At 34.2% G+C, this 16,134-nt stretch carries 21 protein-coding genes; 1 reads left to right on the top strand and 20 read right to left on the bottom strand.

All coding sequences use genetic code 11. The features are described 5' to 3' along the window. Positions 1 to 84: 84 nt before the first annotated feature. The 20 genes from QF06_RS20525 to QF06_RS20430 form a co-directional block, all read right to left on the bottom strand. Positions 85 to 1,137 (bottom strand): hypothetical protein, encoded by a 1,053-nt coding sequence (locus QF06_RS20525; RefSeq protein WP_043940315.1) that lies wholly within the window; start codon positions 1,135 to 1,137, stop codon positions 85 to 87. A gap of 245 nt (positions 1,138 to 1,382) precedes the next feature. After that, positions 1,383 to 1,769, bottom strand: coding sequence for a DUF3846 domain-containing protein (locus tag QF06_RS20520; protein ID WP_043940314.1), 387 nt, complete (start codon positions 1,767 to 1,769; stop codon positions 1,383 to 1,385). A gap of 98 nt (positions 1,770 to 1,867) precedes the next feature. Further along, positions 1,868 to 2,374: a YiiX/YebB-like N1pC/P60 family cysteine hydrolase gene (locus QF06_RS20515; RefSeq protein WP_043940313.1), complete on the bottom strand. Its 507-nt coding sequence runs from the start codon at positions 2,372 to 2,374 to the stop codon at positions 1,868 to 1,870. Between the two features lie 251 nt (positions 2,375 to 2,625). Beyond that, positions 2,626 to 3,096, bottom strand: a complete 471-nt coding sequence (locus QF06_RS20510) for a flavodoxin domain-containing protein (protein WP_231573543.1) — start codon at positions 3,094 to 3,096, stop codon at positions 2,626 to 2,628. Then, a complete protein-coding gene (locus QF06_RS20505; RefSeq protein ID WP_043940311.1) occupies positions 3,053 to 4,096 on the bottom strand; it encodes a ribonucleotide-diphosphate reductase subunit beta in 1,044 nt (347 codons plus the stop codon). The genes QF06_RS20510 and QF06_RS20505 overlap by 44 nt, the downstream gene beginning before the upstream one ends. Before the next feature lie 103 nt (positions 4,097 to 4,199). Further along, positions 4,200 to 6,569: a ribonucleoside-diphosphate reductase subunit alpha gene (locus QF06_RS20500; protein ID WP_013603309.1), complete on the bottom strand. Its 2,370-nt coding sequence runs from the start codon at positions 6,567 to 6,569 to the stop codon at positions 4,200 to 4,202. Between the two features lie 71 nt (positions 6,570 to 6,640). Next, the gene (locus QF06_RS20495) at positions 6,641 to 7,675 is read right to left on the bottom strand and encodes an AAA family ATPase (protein WP_009968592.1); all 1,035 of its coding nucleotides are present in this window, start codon (positions 7,673 to 7,675) and stop codon (positions 6,641 to 6,643) included. 68 nt (positions 7,676 to 7,743) lie between these two features. Continuing rightward, a complete protein-coding gene (locus QF06_RS20490; protein WP_043940310.1) occupies positions 7,744 to 7,980 on the bottom strand; it encodes a hypothetical protein in 237 nt (78 codons plus the stop codon). An 88-nt stretch (positions 7,981 to 8,068) separates the two neighbouring features. Beyond that, complete coding sequence (locus QF06_RS20485) at positions 8,069 to 8,431, bottom strand: PQ-loop domain-containing transporter (RefSeq protein ID WP_013603306.1); 363 nt, start codon at positions 8,429 to 8,431, stop codon at positions 8,069 to 8,071. Next, the gene (locus tag QF06_RS20480) at positions 8,428 to 8,949 is read right to left on the bottom strand and encodes a nucleoside 2-deoxyribosyltransferase (protein WP_043940309.1); all 522 of its coding nucleotides are present in this window, start codon (positions 8,947 to 8,949) and stop codon (positions 8,428 to 8,430) included. Before QF06_RS20480 ends, QF06_RS20485 begins: the two co-directional genes overlap by 4 nt. A gap of 74 nt (positions 8,950 to 9,023) precedes the next feature. Beyond that, positions 9,024 to 9,992, bottom strand: coding sequence for a hypothetical protein (locus tag QF06_RS22220; RefSeq protein ID WP_052500197.1), 969 nt, complete (start codon positions 9,990 to 9,992; stop codon positions 9,024 to 9,026). 58 nt (positions 9,993 to 10,050) lie between these two features. Next, positions 10,051 to 10,260, bottom strand: coding sequence for a hypothetical protein (locus QF06_RS20470; RefSeq protein ID WP_043940308.1), 210 nt, complete (start codon positions 10,258 to 10,260; stop codon positions 10,051 to 10,053). 192 nt (positions 10,261 to 10,452) lie between these two features. Next, positions 10,453 to 10,815, bottom strand: coding sequence for a DUF7448 domain-containing protein (locus QF06_RS20465; protein ID WP_043940307.1), 363 nt, complete (start codon positions 10,813 to 10,815; stop codon positions 10,453 to 10,455). Between the two features lie 168 nt (positions 10,816 to 10,983). Further along, complete coding sequence (locus QF06_RS20460; protein WP_043940306.1) at positions 10,984 to 11,313, bottom strand: DUF2653 family protein; 330 nt, start codon at positions 11,311 to 11,313, stop codon at positions 10,984 to 10,986. A 2-nt stretch (positions 11,314 to 11,315) separates the two neighbouring features. Next, entirely contained in the window at positions 11,316 to 12,092 is a 777-nt protein-coding gene (locus QF06_RS20455) for a hypothetical protein (RefSeq protein ID WP_043940305.1), read from the bottom strand. Positions 12,093 to 12,131: 39 nt separating this feature from the next. Further along, positions 12,132 to 12,710 carry a hypothetical protein gene (locus QF06_RS20450; protein WP_043940304.1) on the bottom strand — a complete coding sequence of 193 codons (579 nt, stop codon included), beginning with the start codon at positions 12,708 to 12,710 and terminating at the stop codon, positions 12,132 to 12,134. A 4-nt stretch (positions 12,711 to 12,714) separates the two neighbouring features. Next, complete coding sequence (locus QF06_RS20445; RefSeq protein WP_043940303.1) at positions 12,715 to 13,239, bottom strand: pyrophosphohydrolase domain-containing protein; 525 nt, start codon at positions 13,237 to 13,239, stop codon at positions 12,715 to 12,717. 11 nt (positions 13,240 to 13,250) lie between these two features. Next, the gene (locus QF06_RS20440; protein ID WP_043940302.1) at positions 13,251 to 13,481 is read right to left on the bottom strand and encodes a hypothetical protein; all 231 of its coding nucleotides are present in this window, start codon (positions 13,479 to 13,481) and stop codon (positions 13,251 to 13,253) included. A 29-nt stretch (positions 13,482 to 13,510) separates the two neighbouring features. Then, entirely contained in the window at positions 13,511 to 14,209 is a 699-nt protein-coding gene (locus QF06_RS20435) for a hypothetical protein (protein ID WP_043940301.1), read from the bottom strand. A 56-nt stretch (positions 14,210 to 14,265) separates the two neighbouring features. Beyond that, positions 14,266 to 15,300 (bottom strand): helix-turn-helix domain-containing protein, encoded by a 1,035-nt coding sequence (locus QF06_RS20430; RefSeq protein ID WP_043940300.1) that lies wholly within the window; start codon positions 15,298 to 15,300, stop codon positions 14,266 to 14,268. A gap of 267 nt (positions 15,301 to 15,567) precedes the next feature. On the opposite strand from QF06_RS20430, the gene QF06_RS20425 reads away from it, so the two are divergent. Beyond that, positions 15,568 to 16,131, top strand: a complete 564-nt coding sequence (locus QF06_RS20425) for a site-specific integrase (RefSeq protein WP_013603294.1) — start codon at positions 15,568 to 15,570, stop codon at positions 16,129 to 16,131. Positions 16,132 to 16,134 lie beyond the last annotated feature (3 nt).

Genomic DNA, 16,134 nt, shown 5'->3' with positions numbered 1-16,134 from the left:
TGCTCCTTTATTTTTTGTTATTATATCTGGATCACCTGAAACGTAAATTTTTGAAATTAAAAAAGACGACCAATATATGGCCGCCTAAATTTGTTTATACCTGGTTTTAATCTTTTCACCGACACGTGATGATAATGTTTCAGCAAATGAATTGAGTTTGTCTATAATTTCATATAATTCTGTTTTGGAAAGTTTAATACGTTTATACTTATTTATTTCTATTGTTGAATTCTCATCACTCATTACTTCAATTGAATCTGCGTTTGGCAAGCTATAATTTAATGAATCCCTGTCTAAATTCCAATTATGATGTTGAATACAATTCCTAATGATTACATGCTTTATTATTTCGTGCCTTAACTCTTTATCTTGTTTACTCATTTCATAATCTAAAGGTTTTGTTAGTCTGGATAATTTATCTGTAAAACCAGTTCGTCTATAATCATCATAGACATCACTAATAATGTTAGCGATTGTTAGCCAATCATCTCCATCCATTTTATTCAGATCTAATTTAACATTTTTCTTTGATAGCTTCAGTTTGCTTATATTACCGTTCTCTAATACTTCAATTAACAGTTGTAAGTAGCAGTTGTCCATAAAGTCATTCAAAAGTTGAATTAACATACATTGATTGTATCCGAGTATTTTTTCTTCAATTTCTTCTTTTATTTTTTGGTTTGAGATTTCATCAATTGCTTTTAATTCTTTTTCAATATTATCTTTGTAAGAGAAGAGATCTTTCTTGAAAGAATCCACCTCGTGTTGAATTATGTTGCGTCCTTCGTTATTCACAGGCTCTTTTTCGTCATCAGGTATAGATAAATTTTGTTTAGAGGCATTCTGCTTTAGTAATTCCCCAAATGGAAGGAATAATCTTGAAGCGAGAAATGACGTGCCATTATTCTGTTGTTTCACATGATAAACCCAATGTCCATAACTGTTAGCTTTATGTAACACAAAAGGAGGTAGCCATATCTGCCCGATTTCCCCGTCACCCTCCCAACCTTCTTTTTTAAATAATTGCTTTAATTCATCTAAAAGTGCTTTATTACTGTCGGGTTCTAAAAGCTCGATATTATCTAAGTAATCTATATGTTCATATTTAAAAACAAACCATTTTTTTGGTGATTCCATAAGTGTTTTCCCCTCTTTAATTTTCACTATCCTTAACATATAAAACCATTTTTTCTCGGTTCTGGTTCATTTAATTATAAAATAAGTATTTTATAATTAAAAACCCCGACATCGGAATAATGTCGAGATTTTTGTCATAACCATATAGCATACATACACTGCTATGATTCTCATAAGATGGGGTCGGTAGAATCATAGCAAGAGATTGCTATTTTCTTAGGTTAAATCAGTCGATTAAAGTTGAATTATGACTGTTTCACTTCATAATTGTGATAAACCCAAACAGGGTTGGTTCCTAACAAAGCCAGTTTAAACTTGCTTAATATCTTTGTGGCTTCCTCGGTAAGACTGATTGTATCTCCGTCTTCATTACTTGAAGCAAACATAATATTCCCACAGATCACTACATCCCAATCGGTGATAGATGGATTTGGGGTGTTTTTTATAATAAGGGATGGCATTGAGGGCTCTTCCTTTAAAAGAAATCCATCGTCGTACCACACGTCTAACTCCTCAATGCTTGTCAAAGCAAGAGTTCCTTGGATTTCTTTCTTTAGAAGATCATAAGTGCTGCCCTCGCCCTCCTTAAAATTAATCAATTCTCCTGGCTTTAAAGTTGCGTAGTTGAGCATTTGTGTCTCTCTCCTTAAAGTTATTTATCTCTTACATTTAAATTATACAATATCTGGAATATAACGTACATATGTTCGTATTTAAAAAGCCAAACTTTTTAGGTTTGGCTCGTTTCAATGCTTTTAGATAAATATTTGAGGAGATCATATAGTTCATTTGGAGTTAGATCAATTCCTCTTACCTCACCGGTGATCCCAAGATCATTAGTAATTCCAAGGTGATCTAGAACATTAAACACTAACTCCGAGCAAATTAAATTGTTGGGATTGTTGAATAAATTCTTTCCTTTGAGGTGGAATAGGTTTTTAATGATATAACCAAAAATTTGTGCATAGTCATATTTCTTGCCTATATACGCTTTGCTAATCTCAACAACTTTTTCCTGTTGTTCTGAACTCAATCCTAAATCAAGAATCTCATAATAAGAATATTCTTTGGAATTAAACTTTTTAACTCTTGAAACAATATTTATATCGGCTTCAAGAATTTCAGTATCAGATACAGTAATGGCCACATGACTAAACTTTCCTCGATGATCAAATAACCTAATCAGTTTAGAAAGGATACCTTTTCTTCTTACAAAGATAATATTTCCTCTAGTCATTCTTTAAACACACTTCTTAAGAAATATAGTGCAATAAAGATAAAGTAAAGACCCCAGAAATCAATCTCGTAATTGAAGATTCGTGATATGCCAAACTGAATCAATACACTAGGAATGGCTAAATAAATAAGTAAAAGTAAAAGGTGAATAATAAACATAATTAGCTCTCCCTTCTGAAAATCTTTATTATTTTATCTGGCCGAATGAAAACGTAAATTACTTCAATAAAAAATTAAATAAAAAAGGAGCCGTTAACGACTCCAATATTTGATGCTGCCTATTAAATTATATAATTCTTGTTCAGTTAATTTTTGTTGATTGAATCGCTGTTCAAATTTAAAAGCAGCTATGACATCAGCGCCACAATCCAAACAAATTTTCTTTATTCCTTCAACTGCCCCACAGAATTTAGGATAAACTGAATTACCACTCCCAAATATAAAAATTTCTTTTCCATAAAGCTGTAAATGGTTTTCAATAAGATATTCTTTGAGTCTCTTAGGTATTTTTCCGTTACCCCAAGTATATGAGCCAATAGCCAAACGGTTGTTATTAGGGAAAGGATTGTTAAAGTCTTCAATGACTTGAAGATCCCTTTTAGTGTGCTCTTGAATAAACGAAATAAAGGTTCTAGTATTACCCGTATTTGAAGCAAGAATAATTGGAAGATACCCCATATCATAGGTCATCCCAATCATTCTTTTGCTCATTCGCTTTGCCATAGTTTACTTCTTTATCCTCAAAGAAATCTCTTTTTGTGTTATTCAAGTTATCGGGATCGAAGGCTGTTATCCAAGGCATAGGATTTTTCTTTGCTGCGAATATTTGGTCGAGTCCGAGGTTGTCTAGAATTAAATTCGCCCGGTACCCGATGTACTCTTTTACTTCTACAATATCAATATCAGGAGTGTTCTTATAAAGATCCTCACAGAACTCTCTTTCAAGTTGTACAAGTTTAGTGAAGAAATCATATACAAACTCAGAAAACTCTTCAGTATTAAGTTCAGGATATTGAGTTAGAATGTCACGTACCAAGATTGTTTGGAAGTAAGAGTGCTTCATTTCATCACGTTGAATATACTGAATAACAGTTCCGGTCCCAAACATTTTTCCGTTTCTATTAAAATGATAGAACGGTGTAAATCCATTTACGAAACATAAACCTTCTAGGCCACTCATTGCAACCAATCCTTTTGCAAAAGTCTCCGGAGTAGGATTTTGGATGAACTCATCAAACAGATCCATCATTAGCTTGTTTCTTCTAATCATGAATTCGTTCTTTTTTGGTCGTTCAAATACATCTAAAGAGACAGCTTTAGAGCTAACCGAACTTAGAATATATGTGTAAGATTCGTTATGAATTGTTTCCATTGCAGCTACAAAAGCCATAAGGGCTTTAATTGCAGAATCTCTAATATAATATGCAGCAACATTATCAAAATATGTAGCAATAGAATCGAGTACAGCCAAAATTCCGATAGCATTTAAAAACAACTCTTGTTCCATTTCGTTCATTTCAGTAGCCCACTGTACTTTATCCTTACTCATGGATACTTCATCCGGAATCCAGAATACTTCTCTCATTTCTTTAATAAGTTCGTAGTAGACTTGATTAATAATGTCATCCCAGAAGAGAATACCACTTACATCATCGAACATTCTCTCGCCTTTGTTAGGTAAATTCTCGTTAAAAACTCTCACTTGTTTCGTCAATTGTTCCATATAAGCGTTCCTCCGTATTCATAAAAATCTCTTAATATTTATATCTGGAGTATTAAAAACGTAAATCAAAAAAGGGAGCTTTCGCCCCCACTTCTTTAATATATTAAGCTGAACATGCCAGGCATGAACTTTCATGTTTTTGATCCCAAGATCGAGTGTAGTAAGAAGTTTTCACACCGGCTTTCCAGTTTTCCATATGAAGCTTATAGAAATTCTTAGCCTTAATGTCCTGAGGAATATAGAAGTTATGAGAAATAGCTTGGTCTACAAACTTTTGACGAGCAGCGTTGTGTTTAATAGCCCAAAGGTGAGCTAATTGTTTTTCATTTTCGTATTCCATTTTCATAGTTGGTTTGTAGAAGAACCATGTTTTTTGATTTAATTCCGGAACCAAAATAGGAAGGTGGAAGTCTTTTTTTCGTTCAAAGTAGATAACATCAAAGATTGGGTCGATTCCTGGAGTTGATCCAGCAATAACTGATGTTCCACCAGTCGGGGCAATAGCTCTTAGGTATCCATTTCTCATGTACTTAGAAGCCAATTCTTTAACTTCCAACCACTCGGGAGAGTTTAAATCACGTTCTTCAAACCATTCTCCAGTTTGCCATTTCGAACCTTCAAAAACAGGATAGCTACCTTTTTCTTTTCCTAATAAAGCTGAAGCTTTAATGCAATTCAACATGATTTTTTCTTCAAGTTTGGAGATATATTCAATAGCCTGTTCTGAATCCCACATGATTCCTTCTTGAGCTAATAAAGCAGCAATACCTTGTTCTCCTGCCCCAACAGCACGATACTTCATATTTGTGTATTGAGCTTGAGGAACAGGGACCTTTAAGAGAGAAATAACGTTATCAAGGGCTCTCATTTGAATTTTGATAACTCTCTCTGTTACTCCATCTTTTTCTGTTCTATTAACAACCAAGGAACTGAGGTTGCATGTTACTAGATCACCAATTTGTTTATGAATGATTACTTCTCCTGTTTCCCAATTAATCGTCTCTTGAGTTACAAACGAAGGTGACATATTTTGAGCGATTTCAGAACACAAGTTAGAAGAATAGATCATTCCTGAATGAGAGTTTGGATTATTACGGTTAACCGTGTCACGATAAAACATATATGGAATTCCAGTTTCTAATTGAGCCTTCATGTATCTCTTTTTCAATTCAATTGCTGGTACACGTCTCTTATCTAAATTGTTATTATCAACGCATAAGTAATAGTGGTAAGTCCAAGCATGATCAATTGGATTTGGTGTTTCTTTTTCACCAAGTTTTTTCTTATCGTAGAAGTCTTCAAGACTGAATCCCATCTTTTGTTTGATCTCATGAGGATCAAAAAGATAGAAGTCACCACGTTTTTCAACTTGTCTCATAAATTCATCCGGAATACAAAGACCAGTGAAAACGTTGTAAGCTCGTTTTGATTTATCACCAGTATTGAGACGAAGATCTATGAAGTCTTCAATATCTTTGTGCCATATATCTAGATACACAGCAACGGCTCCAGGTCTTTGTCCTAACTGATCAACGGAAACGGCCGTGTTATCAAGTTGTTTAATCCATCCTAGTATTCCACTGGCAGCGCCTTTATGTCCTCGAATATCTGATCCAGTTGCTCGTAATTTTCCAAAATAAATACCAATACCGGCACCATTTTTAGAGAACGTAGAAACATCAGTGTTATCATCAAAAATTCCACGAAGTGAGTCTTCAGTTGTTAGAACAAAACAACTTGATAAACCACCGGTAACACGGCCAGCATTCATTAAAGTTGGAGTAGCAAGTGTAAGGTAAAGGTTAGAAAGCGCCCAGTATAGTTCAATTGCTTTCTCCACTCGGTCTTTTTCCTCTGGCATCATCAGGTGAAGGGCAGCAATCATAAATCTTTCTTGTGGCAATTCATAAACTGATTTGTCAAAGTCTTTAACACAATAGCGACCAGATAGTGAATGAAGCCCTGCAAAATCAAATAATTCATCACGTTCGGGAACAATTGAATTTCCGGCCTTAACTAATTCTTCTCGCGTGTAATTAGCAAGAATATCGGGAGTATACAAGCCTTTTTCGGTGAGAGTCACGATAAGACCATAGAAATCACCATACTTCTCTTTTGAATCATAAGATCTATTTTTAGAAGCTCTTTTATATAACTCTTGGAGCTTTACATAACGGGCAAATCTATTCCAGTTAGTGTTTACAAGGTAATCAGGCGACACGTATCCAGAATCATTCTTAATGTCATTTGTAAGAACCAAAGCATTTTGAATGAGAATTTTCGTAATATCTTTTGATTCGATTTCTTCTCTTCTCTCGATTGTCCGGACCACTTTAGAAATGTAACTCTCTTTTGTGGTTGGATTAACCTCAATATTTTCGAATCCACGTTTAATAAATGAAATCAATCTTTCTCTATCAAATTCCATTCGTCGTTCACGTTTTTTATTCTTGTCTTTAATTACAACTGTCATAACCTATTTCCTTTCTTGCAGTAGTTGAGTTAAAGCAAGAGAGGACGACATAATCATCCCCTCGCCAATTATTAAAGAATTTCTTTCATTTTTTGAATTGCAACGAATAACGGCTGAACTTGTTCTTTGGAAGCATCGGTTAACTTATTGCCGGCTCCAAATACTTCATCTACAATTCTATTAACTTCATCCATACGATTTGCTTTATGGAACTGAACACCAAGCTCACGAGCTTCTTGCATCAGAGCATCATAATCCAGCTGTTCTTCTTGTAATCCAACTGATTCTTTTTCTTCTTTCAATTGAGAAGGATCAATTAGATTAATTGCATCAGTAACGGCTTTTTTATATGCTTCAGCATCCAAAGGAATTACTGGAGCAATACCTTCAAATGTTGAACCGGCTTGCCATTGAAGTGTTTCTCGAAGATGTATTACACGATGTTCATTCATGTGTTCATCAGTTGTAACTGTCATGAACAAGATGTTATCAACCATTTTGTTGATTGGAGCCATGACTTTATCTTTTAGATCTGGAACATACTTTTCAAATTGATAGTATTGTTCTTTGGTCTTTTTATCAGTTACAAGAGTCATAGTGTCGTTTACCTGTTCTTGAAGGACACCTGAAACAGGAATCTTAGTTGTGACTTGAGTTGCGTGAGCAATAAACACAGGAGTGTAGCCTAGTCGTTCAATTTGCTGAAGATTTTTCTTCCAATCATTTTTAAGATCAACCCAGTCTTTTCCCCATTCAACCTGGCCGAACTCTGTTTTGTCATACTTTGAAAGGATATATGTTTCAAGCATTGCGTAAAGGTTTTCTACCGTATCAATGCAAACAACATCGTATCGTTCTTTAATTTTTTTGTTCTGCAGCTGAGCTAAAACTTGAAGATATTCAATCCAGTTTGAAACGTACTGAACATTGGCACCAACAAGCACTTTATGCCGTTTTTCTGTGGCGATAAATAAAACTCGATCTCCATAGAGCTTATGAACAAAAGATGTTTTACCGATTTTAGGAACACCATAAATAAATGAAGTGTAGGATGCTAAATCCGTACTTGCCTTAATCGGCTCTAAATTTAATAAGTTAATTGCCATAGTTGAGTTCCTCCGATTTGTTTAATGTGATTACTTTTTATTTATATCTGGTGCTTGGAAAACGTAAATTAATTAATAAATTTTGCCGGTGTTTTTTTATTCTTCCTGTATTTTTTCTTTATCAATTCATATGGATAAAGCTCGTTGATTGAAACGTACCAGGTATTTTTCCCATCACTTGCTTGGAAAAAATCAGAATGACCAGCATCATGTAAGATGGTAACAATCTCACCTATCTCAAATTCATGGCCACAAAATTGTCTGATTATAATTGCTTTATCACCAACTTTATAAGAATTTTTCATCTATTAACCTCCGTCTTCTTTCAAGTCCTTTTGTATTCTATCTGGATAGTGAAAAACGTAAATTAAAGCACAAAAAAGAAACAAGGAATTATCCTTGTCTCTTGTCGTTTTCTTCATTAAACTTTTGCTTTAACCATTCAGCTGTAATTAATGCCTGGGGAACAACATATGAAGAGTTTTTTCTATATTTCAGAACCATGATCAACATAATTAAAGCAAGAGCTTCATTTAAGGCTTCAGTAATCATAGTCCCCCATGTACCGAACTTGATAAAGATCATAATGGCATTAACGAGCATAAAGATCAAAGCGACATTTAGAGAAAGCCAGAATAATACGCTCATACCATTTACGTCTTTTATTACATACGTTTTTCTTATTTGAGGTAGGTAACAAATTGTCAGGAACACCGTTCCTAGTACTGGCAGCCAATTCAATAGAAAGTTTATCATTGGGGAGCCACCTCTTTTTCAACTGATTTTTTTAATTCATCAGTTTTCTTTTTTAAAGCAGCTACTAAATCATCTACAGTAGAGAATATTCCACCATTTGTTTTCTTGATCAAGCCAATAACATAAAGATTACGATATTGGAATTGGTTTTCGGTAATATCATCAACTAATGTTAGAACCTTTTTAGCATTGTCATTTCCTAACTGCCGAACATCAGTATACAAACCAAGGATAGGTCGTCCAGTTGTTGAGAAAATTCCAATCTCTGCAGCAACACCAGAATCAATTTCTACCCCATCTAAAACGGCAACTAAAATATCACTTGATAGGAGGTGTTCTGTATCAGCATCGGCGATTTGTGTACTTGTTGCACTTGCTTTTTTATCATTAACAACAACATTCTCTTGTGGGAGATATACCTCAAGTTCAGGGATTTCTTCTCTGATTTTTGCTGCTAATGTATCGTTAAAATTTCGGTCTGCGATTCCAAATAAACCGTTAGCTAAGTATAGTTTCATTTTTATCAACCTCGTCTCATATTTGTTCAAAGAGAAGCCAACGAGAATTTCTTCTCATTGGCCTGATTAAAATATTAAAAATCTGGCATATCATCTGTATTTGGAGCATCACTAAATGGGTTATCATCTTGTGGTGGTTCCATTCCAGTTGGCAGAGATCCAGGAGGAAGATCATTTCCGTTCGAACCAAAACCACTTGGTGGTGTATCTTCAGCTGGTTGAGAAAGCTCCTGAAGCTTAAGTTTGCGGATTTGAAGAGCTGTTTCAATTTCTTCTTCTGTATAAGCTTTATCACCAAAGTAAGGAATTTCTCCACCGATTACTTCAATATTGTTTACATAGTTCGTTACCTGACGAACTTCTGCTTTTTCAGTAGATCCAAAGCCATGTGAAACTTGGCTTTCTGATTCTTTAACTTCGTCCACAACAGCATAGTTATTAATCTTGAAGTTTAATTGACCAGTAGAACCTGCAGGGTATAAATCCATAAATGCTTCAGCAAGTTCTGGACCAACAATCGTATTTTTAAGTTCAATAACTTCATTTCCCCAACCAACAGTGAAACCTTTAACTTTGTATTCTCCAGTTGGAAGGTCATTCTTAATAACTGGTTCAAATCCTTGAACAACTGTATCAATCGTTGCAATTGCTTTATCTGGTCGATCATTTGTTTCATCTAAACGGTTAAAGAAGATTCCTTTAACTTGGTTAAACTGAACAAGGTTTCCCTGTGCATTGTAGTATTCATTTAATGTAAGTTCTCCATTAACTTCAATTCGATCGGCTGCATCTGCCCCATCATCTTCAATAGTTTTGTATTCATTTTTTACAGTTTCAATGCCTTTAAAGAGTTTTGATGATTCCATCATAAACACTGAAATTTTGATTTCCTGAACATGGTTATCAAATTTTGAAAGAACAACCAGGTTACCAGACATATACTTATTGCCTTTTTTACTTGTTTTGACCTCTAAATCTTTTGATTTAAGGGTGCCGATTACTTGAACATTATTTTGAAGTTGTCTTAATTCTTTATTTTCCATGTAATTTTCCTCCGATTTTATAGTAGTTGAGTTATTTATTTTATAAGACTCCCATGAGTTACGAGAAAATTTCCTTCAATAGATTTTCAATTTCTGATGCTTCAGATTCCTCTGTAACTTCTTCCTGAACTTCATCAAGAATTGATTTAAGTTGATCCATAAGAATAAGAAATTCTAAATCACCGATAGCTTGCATAGCTTCATCTTGATCCATACCAGCTTGGCGAAATTGAAGATAAGCGTAGAGTTTTTCGATTTCATTTAACATAAGAATTTCCTCCGATTTGTGAGTGATTTTTATTACATATCTTTTATATCTTGGATTTTAGAAACGTAAATCAAAAAATAAATAATAAATTATTTATTTTTTAAAATAATATCTAACCCCAGATTTATTTTTTGTATTTATATCTAATCGACCGAATACGTAAACAAAAAAAGAGAACTCTTTCGAGTTCCCTTACAGCTTTCTGAAATCAACTGATTCAGAATAATATCCGTTAGATTCACCTAACCATCTTAGAGTTACATAACCATTGATTGTAGCAAATTTATAGAAGGTCCATGTTGCTGATCCCCAATCAGATTCACCAACTTGAGAAATTTCTTCAGCCATTGTTATTGGAGATCCAATTAAATCATCTAAATCACCAATAATCTCTTCTAAATAGACTGATTCGCAGCAGTCTTGCTCATGATACATTATATAAGATTCTCCATCCGAGGTATGAAAGATTAATTCTCCCACACCCTTTTGTTCAATTTTAGTAAGAGTTTTTCCGATAAGTACTTCAACGTCAGTATAGCTATCCCAATAAGACATATTAATTCCTCCGATTCGTTATCTATAGTAGTTGAGCAACTAAAAAAGAGCTCCTATTGAGCCCTTTAATTAGCATAAAATCTGAATTTTATATCTGAATTTAGCTTTAATCCTCTGATTTTCCGTCTAAATATCCAATACCATAGGATAAAAAGAAGCAAATAAACGTTATAATAAATGAAAGCATTGATCTTCTCCTTCGTTTACCAAGACTTCAGCATGAAATCCTAATTTTTCATCGTATTTCAACTCTACAACCGTCAAATCTGGATTGAAGTTGTGGTATTCCTCTAAGAACTGAATAATGCCTTCCGAGATCTGAGTTGTTCCAAGAAATTGTCTTCTTAAAGGTCCATAACGAACCTCAGCAATAAACCCTTTGTGATTGTTATATGTTAGTTCTTTTATTTCAACATCTTCTGGAGAAGTGGCTGCGTCATTTGAAATAAAAACACAAATTCCATCTACAATTTCTTGCTCATTTAATATTAATCTCATAATCAAAATCTCCTTTTGTAAGTCTTAGATGATTTGTAAGCACGGATGATAGCAATGACAATGATTAAAATAATGATCAAAGCGATGACATCAACGATCCAGGCAATAGGTGAAGCTCCATAGGAAACATAACCTGGTCCTCCGACTGGATGATAGGTGTAACCCCAGGGGTGCATCATGCTTGTCATGAACATTCCCATCGTAAAACCGTTATAATATCCAAACCAACCTGAAGGAGAAAATCCTGCATTGTAGTAATGATTAACAGAAACGGTTCTGCCACCAACATAAGCTTTTGTGGTTCTTCCACTATAGGTTTTTCCTTTTACCTTTGATGTAGCGCCTGAGAACGACCCTGATGATTTTTTAACAGAACTCTTCTTAGATAGTGTTGATTTTGTTTTATTTGAAGATTTTTTTGTTAAAGAAATTGATTTGGATTTTGATTTATCCGACTTTGTAGATTTTTTAGATGATCCACCAAAGAATGATTTAAAGCTAGAACTAAAGCTAGATTTCCTCGAACTTGAGCTTGATCCTGAGCTTGATCCTGAGCTCGAGCTAGAACTTGGTTTAGAATAACCGGATTTATAACTTCCACTATATGATGATCCAGAACTCCGACTACCACTACTGAAGCTGGATTTAGATGAAGAAAATGATGAAGAAACCCTAGCACTTCCACCACTAAAGCCAGCTGCTTCTGATATTGTAGGTGGCAACAGTAAACCGAAAGTAACGACTACTGCCAATAAGGATTTAACATATTTAAGTTTCATTTGTATTCCTCCAAGTAATGAGGCCGCCTAAGCGACCTATTATGCTGATTTTGAATCGTCAACGATAAACGTAAAATTCTTAACAACCGGTGATCTTAACATCGCTGCATCATCAGCCATCGCTTCACTCATGCTTTTCACAACTCTAATTCTTTCATTTTCGAATTCCGGATAAGATGTGAGAATAATATCTCCAATCTCTGGTTCCACAGGATTTTCAACTGTTAAGTACTTTGTAGGAACTTTTTTAGATAAAGCCCGGTATAAAGCGATCGCTTTACCAATATGCTCATTAAAGGTATCTCTCGGATCGCATTTAGCAATACCTTTTGCGTAAATTCTTCCAGACCTATAACCTTTTAATAGAACTGTTACGACACGTTTTTTTCTATTGATGTGGTATTCAGGAACAGTAGCATAAGATCCAACTTCATATCCATCGCACATAGTGGAATCTTTTAAGTTTTCAAGGTCTGACTTAGCATCTTCAATAACTTTCTTTCTAGCAGTAATAACTCTAGGTGACTTATTAGCTCTCTTAGTGAGTTCTTCTGCTGCTTTGGAAATAAATTCGTTTAATTCAGTAGTAGTCAAGTTTTTGAAATTTACCTTCTGCATAATATTAGTGTTCCTCCGATTTTTTGATTTGATTTTCAATTTCTGCTTTGATCTTTGGTTCAGGTTGTTGCCAACCTTCCGGTTTAAGTATCTTTCCACTATTGCCTAAGTCATATCTCGGTTTACCATCCGGAAATAACTTGGCCATGTTTGCGTCTTGAACAATATCAAAGAGTGGTTGTGGTTTAACTCCAGCAACGACAAATGATCCTTGAACAAAGTAATTAACATCAGTTAATGCATCCATTTGGTCAACAAGAATATCCTCAACCGGACCTTTCTTAATCACTTTAGATTCTGCAGCAGTAATTCCCCGGATTAACTCTGTTACCAACCCATAAAATTTTGTTTTGTTTCCACCTGCTGTTGCATATAAGAATTCAACTAACTCTTCAGCCGTCCAGATGGTTCTGGCCAAAGCAACATCTTCAGGAATAGATGTTGGTTTTTCTGAGATTGGGTGATGGAATGCTCGGTGAAACTCTTCAACTTGAGATTTGGCATAGTCTAAACCTTTTTCTTCTTTCATGATCATTCTCCTCAATGTACTAAATGTTCTTTCTTTAATGTAAAGGGGTTTTGATCTATTTCATTGCTGACTATTTCAGCCAGATCAACAATCGTTAAACCAAGGTCTTTAAGGTCTTCTTCACTTAATTCATTTACTGATTCATATAAGAGCCAGGTCTTATCATTTTTAGTTCGAGTCGATAGATTCTCACGAAAACTCTTAACCTTCCTGGTTAAAGCTTCGTAACCTGGTGTGCTCACTTATTATCACCTCACGGTAATTTTTGTTATTATATCTGTGCCTTTGAAAACGTAAATTGATTTTCAGCTTTTTTGGCCATTTCTTTTAATATTTTTGTTTCAAAGGACTGTACCGACGTTTTATCAAGACCTCTGTTTGTAAATAGAACTTTTAGGTCTCCTTCGATCCAATATAATTCTCCATTGACCATATCATCATTAAAGAAATGGACCTCTAGGTATTCAGCTGGTCTACCGTAACACTTAATTTGTTCTTGCTTTTCTTTCTGATCTTTAGAATCCATATGTCTGTGATTTTTAATTTGAAGTGGAATAGAAATGTTGGAGTCTTTTAAATGAAGAACCGTTCCATCAATTTTCGAATTACGATCTTCTTTTGATGAGGGAATTTCAAACCAAAACATTAGGCAGCTGTTGACGAGGTTTCTAACGACAATCTCTTGAAAAATCGGCCGTCCTATTCTTTGAAAGAAATACTTGATGTAATTCCTTTCTACTTCGCCCCTATCTCCATAGTGTTTTGTTGCGTTATTGAGAAATCGGGTAATCTCTCCTGGATAGTAATGCTTCCAAATAAAATTTAGGATTTCAATTGGTTTAATAAATGGATCTCTTTCGATGAGTTTAAATGTAACGTACTTGGCCAAATAAAAATCAATGTGCCCTTTGCCATCTTTGCCTTTTATAACAGCATTATGACATTCTGCTTCAAGTCCATACTTAAACATAGATTCAGTCTCCTGTTCTCAATATTTTCTGATTCAAACGAAAAATACAGAGATCCTTAGACCTCTGTTTCTTCTGAATCGTATTTATCTCCAACTGCAGCGACCTTCTTAACAATACGATCGATTGTTCGAGATATTTTCATTTGATATGTGTTAAAATTCGCAGCTATTTCTTCTTGAGTTAATCCATTTTGGGTTTGTCTTAAGACTTCTTTTTCGAAGTCAGTGAGTTTAGCTTTTTCGATTGTCGATTTTAAGTCTAATAAGATGAAGCTAAAATCATCATTTGGATCAAAATCTGGTTTTAAGAATAATAATCCTTTAGCTGAGATGGTTTTTCCCGATTCCGTTTCAACTACATCACCTTTTAAGTGAAGAGGATTTGTGAAGTCAAACACATCAATATCGTATTCTGTACTCTGGGAGAAGTATTTAAGGTTATAACCGAACACGCCTAACAATGTATCTTTAGAATAAATCATATCGTGCTGCAGCTGACCTTTAATGCGAGATAAAATGAACCGGTTCCCTTCTTTATTCTTCAGTTTTTGTGTTACGAAATCATAGAATGGCTTATAACTTCTTAAAATTTCCCCCAACCAATCATCTCTTTCGAGATCTGAAGCTGTAATCGATTGAGGTCTAAGCAGAATTTTGTTTCTTTCTTCTTTTTTCAAGAAGTGAATAACATTCTCGGAAAAATCATTGCTATCTGAGTTCGTCAATGATTCTATAGATTGTTCTTTCTCAACTTTCTTTTGAAAGTACCGTTCATCTGAATAAAAAATGTACTCCGTTTTCTCTTGTTCTTCTTCTTTCTTAATTTCATCACTGGTTAATAAATATGTGGCCATACGATCTAGTGATTTGCAAACATTGTTTTGATGGGATAAAAAGTCTTTGGTTGTAATCCCTGTTTTAAAATAACCATCAAAATACTCGGAATAGAAATTAGTCTCATTTAGGATCTCTTCCACAACTTTTTTCCGTTCCTCTAATGTTGTTTTTTCAAAATCAATTTTTTTGTTAATTTCATGAACTGTCGTTCCATCTAATCTCCCTTTAAAGTTTCTCTGTGATGTAAAACTCATATATTTGTTCCTCCATAAATTTGTTCTATTTATTTTGAATTAATTTAATGTTCGAAGTTATATAACGATTATATCCGTAATTTTCCATATGTAAATTAATGGAAGGTAGAATTTATAAGTCTGCGAATCTTACACAATAACATTATGTAAAGTATTAAATCCCTTCATATCAATGTTTATAAGAGATGTCGACTTTTCATTGTTTTTGAATTTTACATAACATATAATTATCTTATAATATGTCATATTGGTTAGAAGGTGATCATTTTGAATATGGTTAGTCCCATTAGAGACAAAAAACAACTGGAATTACTAAAAATGTATTTGAGAGAAAAGAGCAAAAGAGATTACTTAATGTTCATGGTTGGAATAAGTTCTGCCCTCAGAATTAGTGATATTCTTAAATTGAAGGTTGGAGATATTTGGGATGGAAGGAAGCCGAAAGAATTCATTTATCTTCATGAAGAAAAGACAGGAAAGTATAAAAGATTTCCGATCACTGAGAACCTCCAAAAAGCAATTAGAGAATATATGAAAGAATATCAGCTTGACCAGGAATCCTATTTGTTTTTCAGCAGAAAAGGAAATAAACCCATCTCCCGTCAACAAGCTGCCCATATATTATCTTCAGCTGCAGATTACATTGGAATTAAAGAACCGGTATCAACTCATAGCATGAGAAAGACATGGGGATATTGGGCGTATAAAAAAGGATACTCTTTGGCTTTAATAATGGAAGCTTTGAATCATTCAAGTATTGCAATTACAAAGAAATACTTAGGTATTACACAGGAAGATCTTGATGATGTATATATGAGTATGAATTTATAATAT

It is taken from the genome of Bacillus sp. YP1, from assembly GCF_000877815.1.
GTDB lineage: Bacteria > Bacillota > Bacilli > Bacillales > Bacillaceae > Bacillus > Bacillus subtilis.
The sequence above is the reverse complement of the archived record's forward strand: the minus strand, read 5'-3'. Positions and strand labels throughout refer to the sequence as shown.

What these genes read in the sequence shown, in the direction of transcription:
- QF06_RS20525 (WP_043940315.1), bottom strand. Translation starts at nt 1,137, where the DNA reads ATGGAATCACCAAAAAAATGGTTTGTTTTTAAATATGAACATATAGAT.
- QF06_RS20520 (WP_043940314.1), bottom strand. Translation starts at nt 1,769, where the DNA reads ATGCTCAACTACGCAACTTTAAAGCCAGGAGAATTGATTAATTTTAAG.
- QF06_RS20515 (WP_043940313.1), bottom strand. Translation starts at nt 2,374, where the DNA reads ATGACTAGAGGAAATATTATCTTTGTAAGAAGAAAAGGTATCCTTTCT.
- QF06_RS20510 (WP_231573543.1), bottom strand. Translation starts at nt 3,096, where the DNA reads ATGGCAAAGCGAATGAGCAAAAGAATGATTGGGATGACCTATGATATG.
- QF06_RS20505 (WP_043940311.1), bottom strand. Translation starts at nt 4,096, where the DNA reads ATGGAACAATTGACGAAACAAGTGAGAGTTTTTAACGAGAATTTACCT.
- QF06_RS20500 (WP_013603309.1), bottom strand. Translation starts at nt 6,569, where the DNA reads ATGACAGTTGTAATTAAAGACAAGAATAAAAAACGTGAACGACGAATG.
- QF06_RS20495 (WP_009968592.1), bottom strand. Translation starts at nt 7,675, where the DNA reads ATGGCAATTAACTTATTAAATTTAGAGCCGATTAAGGCAAGTACGGAT.
- QF06_RS20490 (WP_043940310.1), bottom strand. Translation starts at nt 7,980, where the DNA reads ATGAAAAATTCTTATAAAGTTGGTGATAAAGCAATTATAATCAGACAA.
- QF06_RS20485 (WP_013603306.1), bottom strand. Translation starts at nt 8,431, where the DNA reads ATGATAAACTTTCTATTGAATTGGCTGCCAGTACTAGGAACGGTGTTC.
- QF06_RS20480 (WP_043940309.1), bottom strand. Translation starts at nt 8,949, where the DNA reads ATGAAACTATACTTAGCTAACGGTTTATTTGGAATCGCAGACCGAAAT.
- QF06_RS22220 (WP_052500197.1), bottom strand. Translation starts at nt 9,992, where the DNA reads ATGGAAAATAAAGAATTAAGACAACTTCAAAATAATGTTCAAGTAATC.
- QF06_RS20470 (WP_043940308.1), bottom strand. Translation starts at nt 10,260, where the DNA reads ATGTTAAATGAAATCGAAAAACTCTACGCTTATCTTCAATTTCGCCAA.
- QF06_RS20465 (WP_043940307.1), bottom strand. Translation starts at nt 10,815, where the DNA reads ATGTCTTATTGGGATAGCTATACTGACGTTGAAGTACTTATCGGAAAA.
- QF06_RS20460 (WP_043940306.1), bottom strand. Translation starts at nt 11,313, where the DNA reads ATGAGATTAATATTAAATGAGCAAGAAATTGTAGATGGAATTTGTGTT.
- QF06_RS20455 (WP_043940305.1), bottom strand. Translation starts at nt 12,092, where the DNA reads ATGAAACTTAAATATGTTAAATCCTTATTGGCAGTAGTCGTTACTTTC.
- QF06_RS20450 (WP_043940304.1), bottom strand. Translation starts at nt 12,710, where the DNA reads ATGCAGAAGGTAAATTTCAAAAACTTGACTACTACTGAATTAAACGAA.
- QF06_RS20445 (WP_043940303.1), bottom strand. Translation starts at nt 13,239, where the DNA reads ATGAAAGAAGAAAAAGGTTTAGACTATGCCAAATCTCAAGTTGAAGAG.
- QF06_RS20435 (WP_043940301.1), bottom strand. Translation starts at nt 14,209, where the DNA reads ATGTTTAAGTATGGACTTGAAGCAGAATGTCATAATGCTGTTATAAAA.
- QF06_RS20430 (WP_043940300.1), bottom strand. Translation starts at nt 15,300, where the DNA reads ATGAGTTTTACATCACAGAGAAACTTTAAAGGGAGATTAGATGGAACG.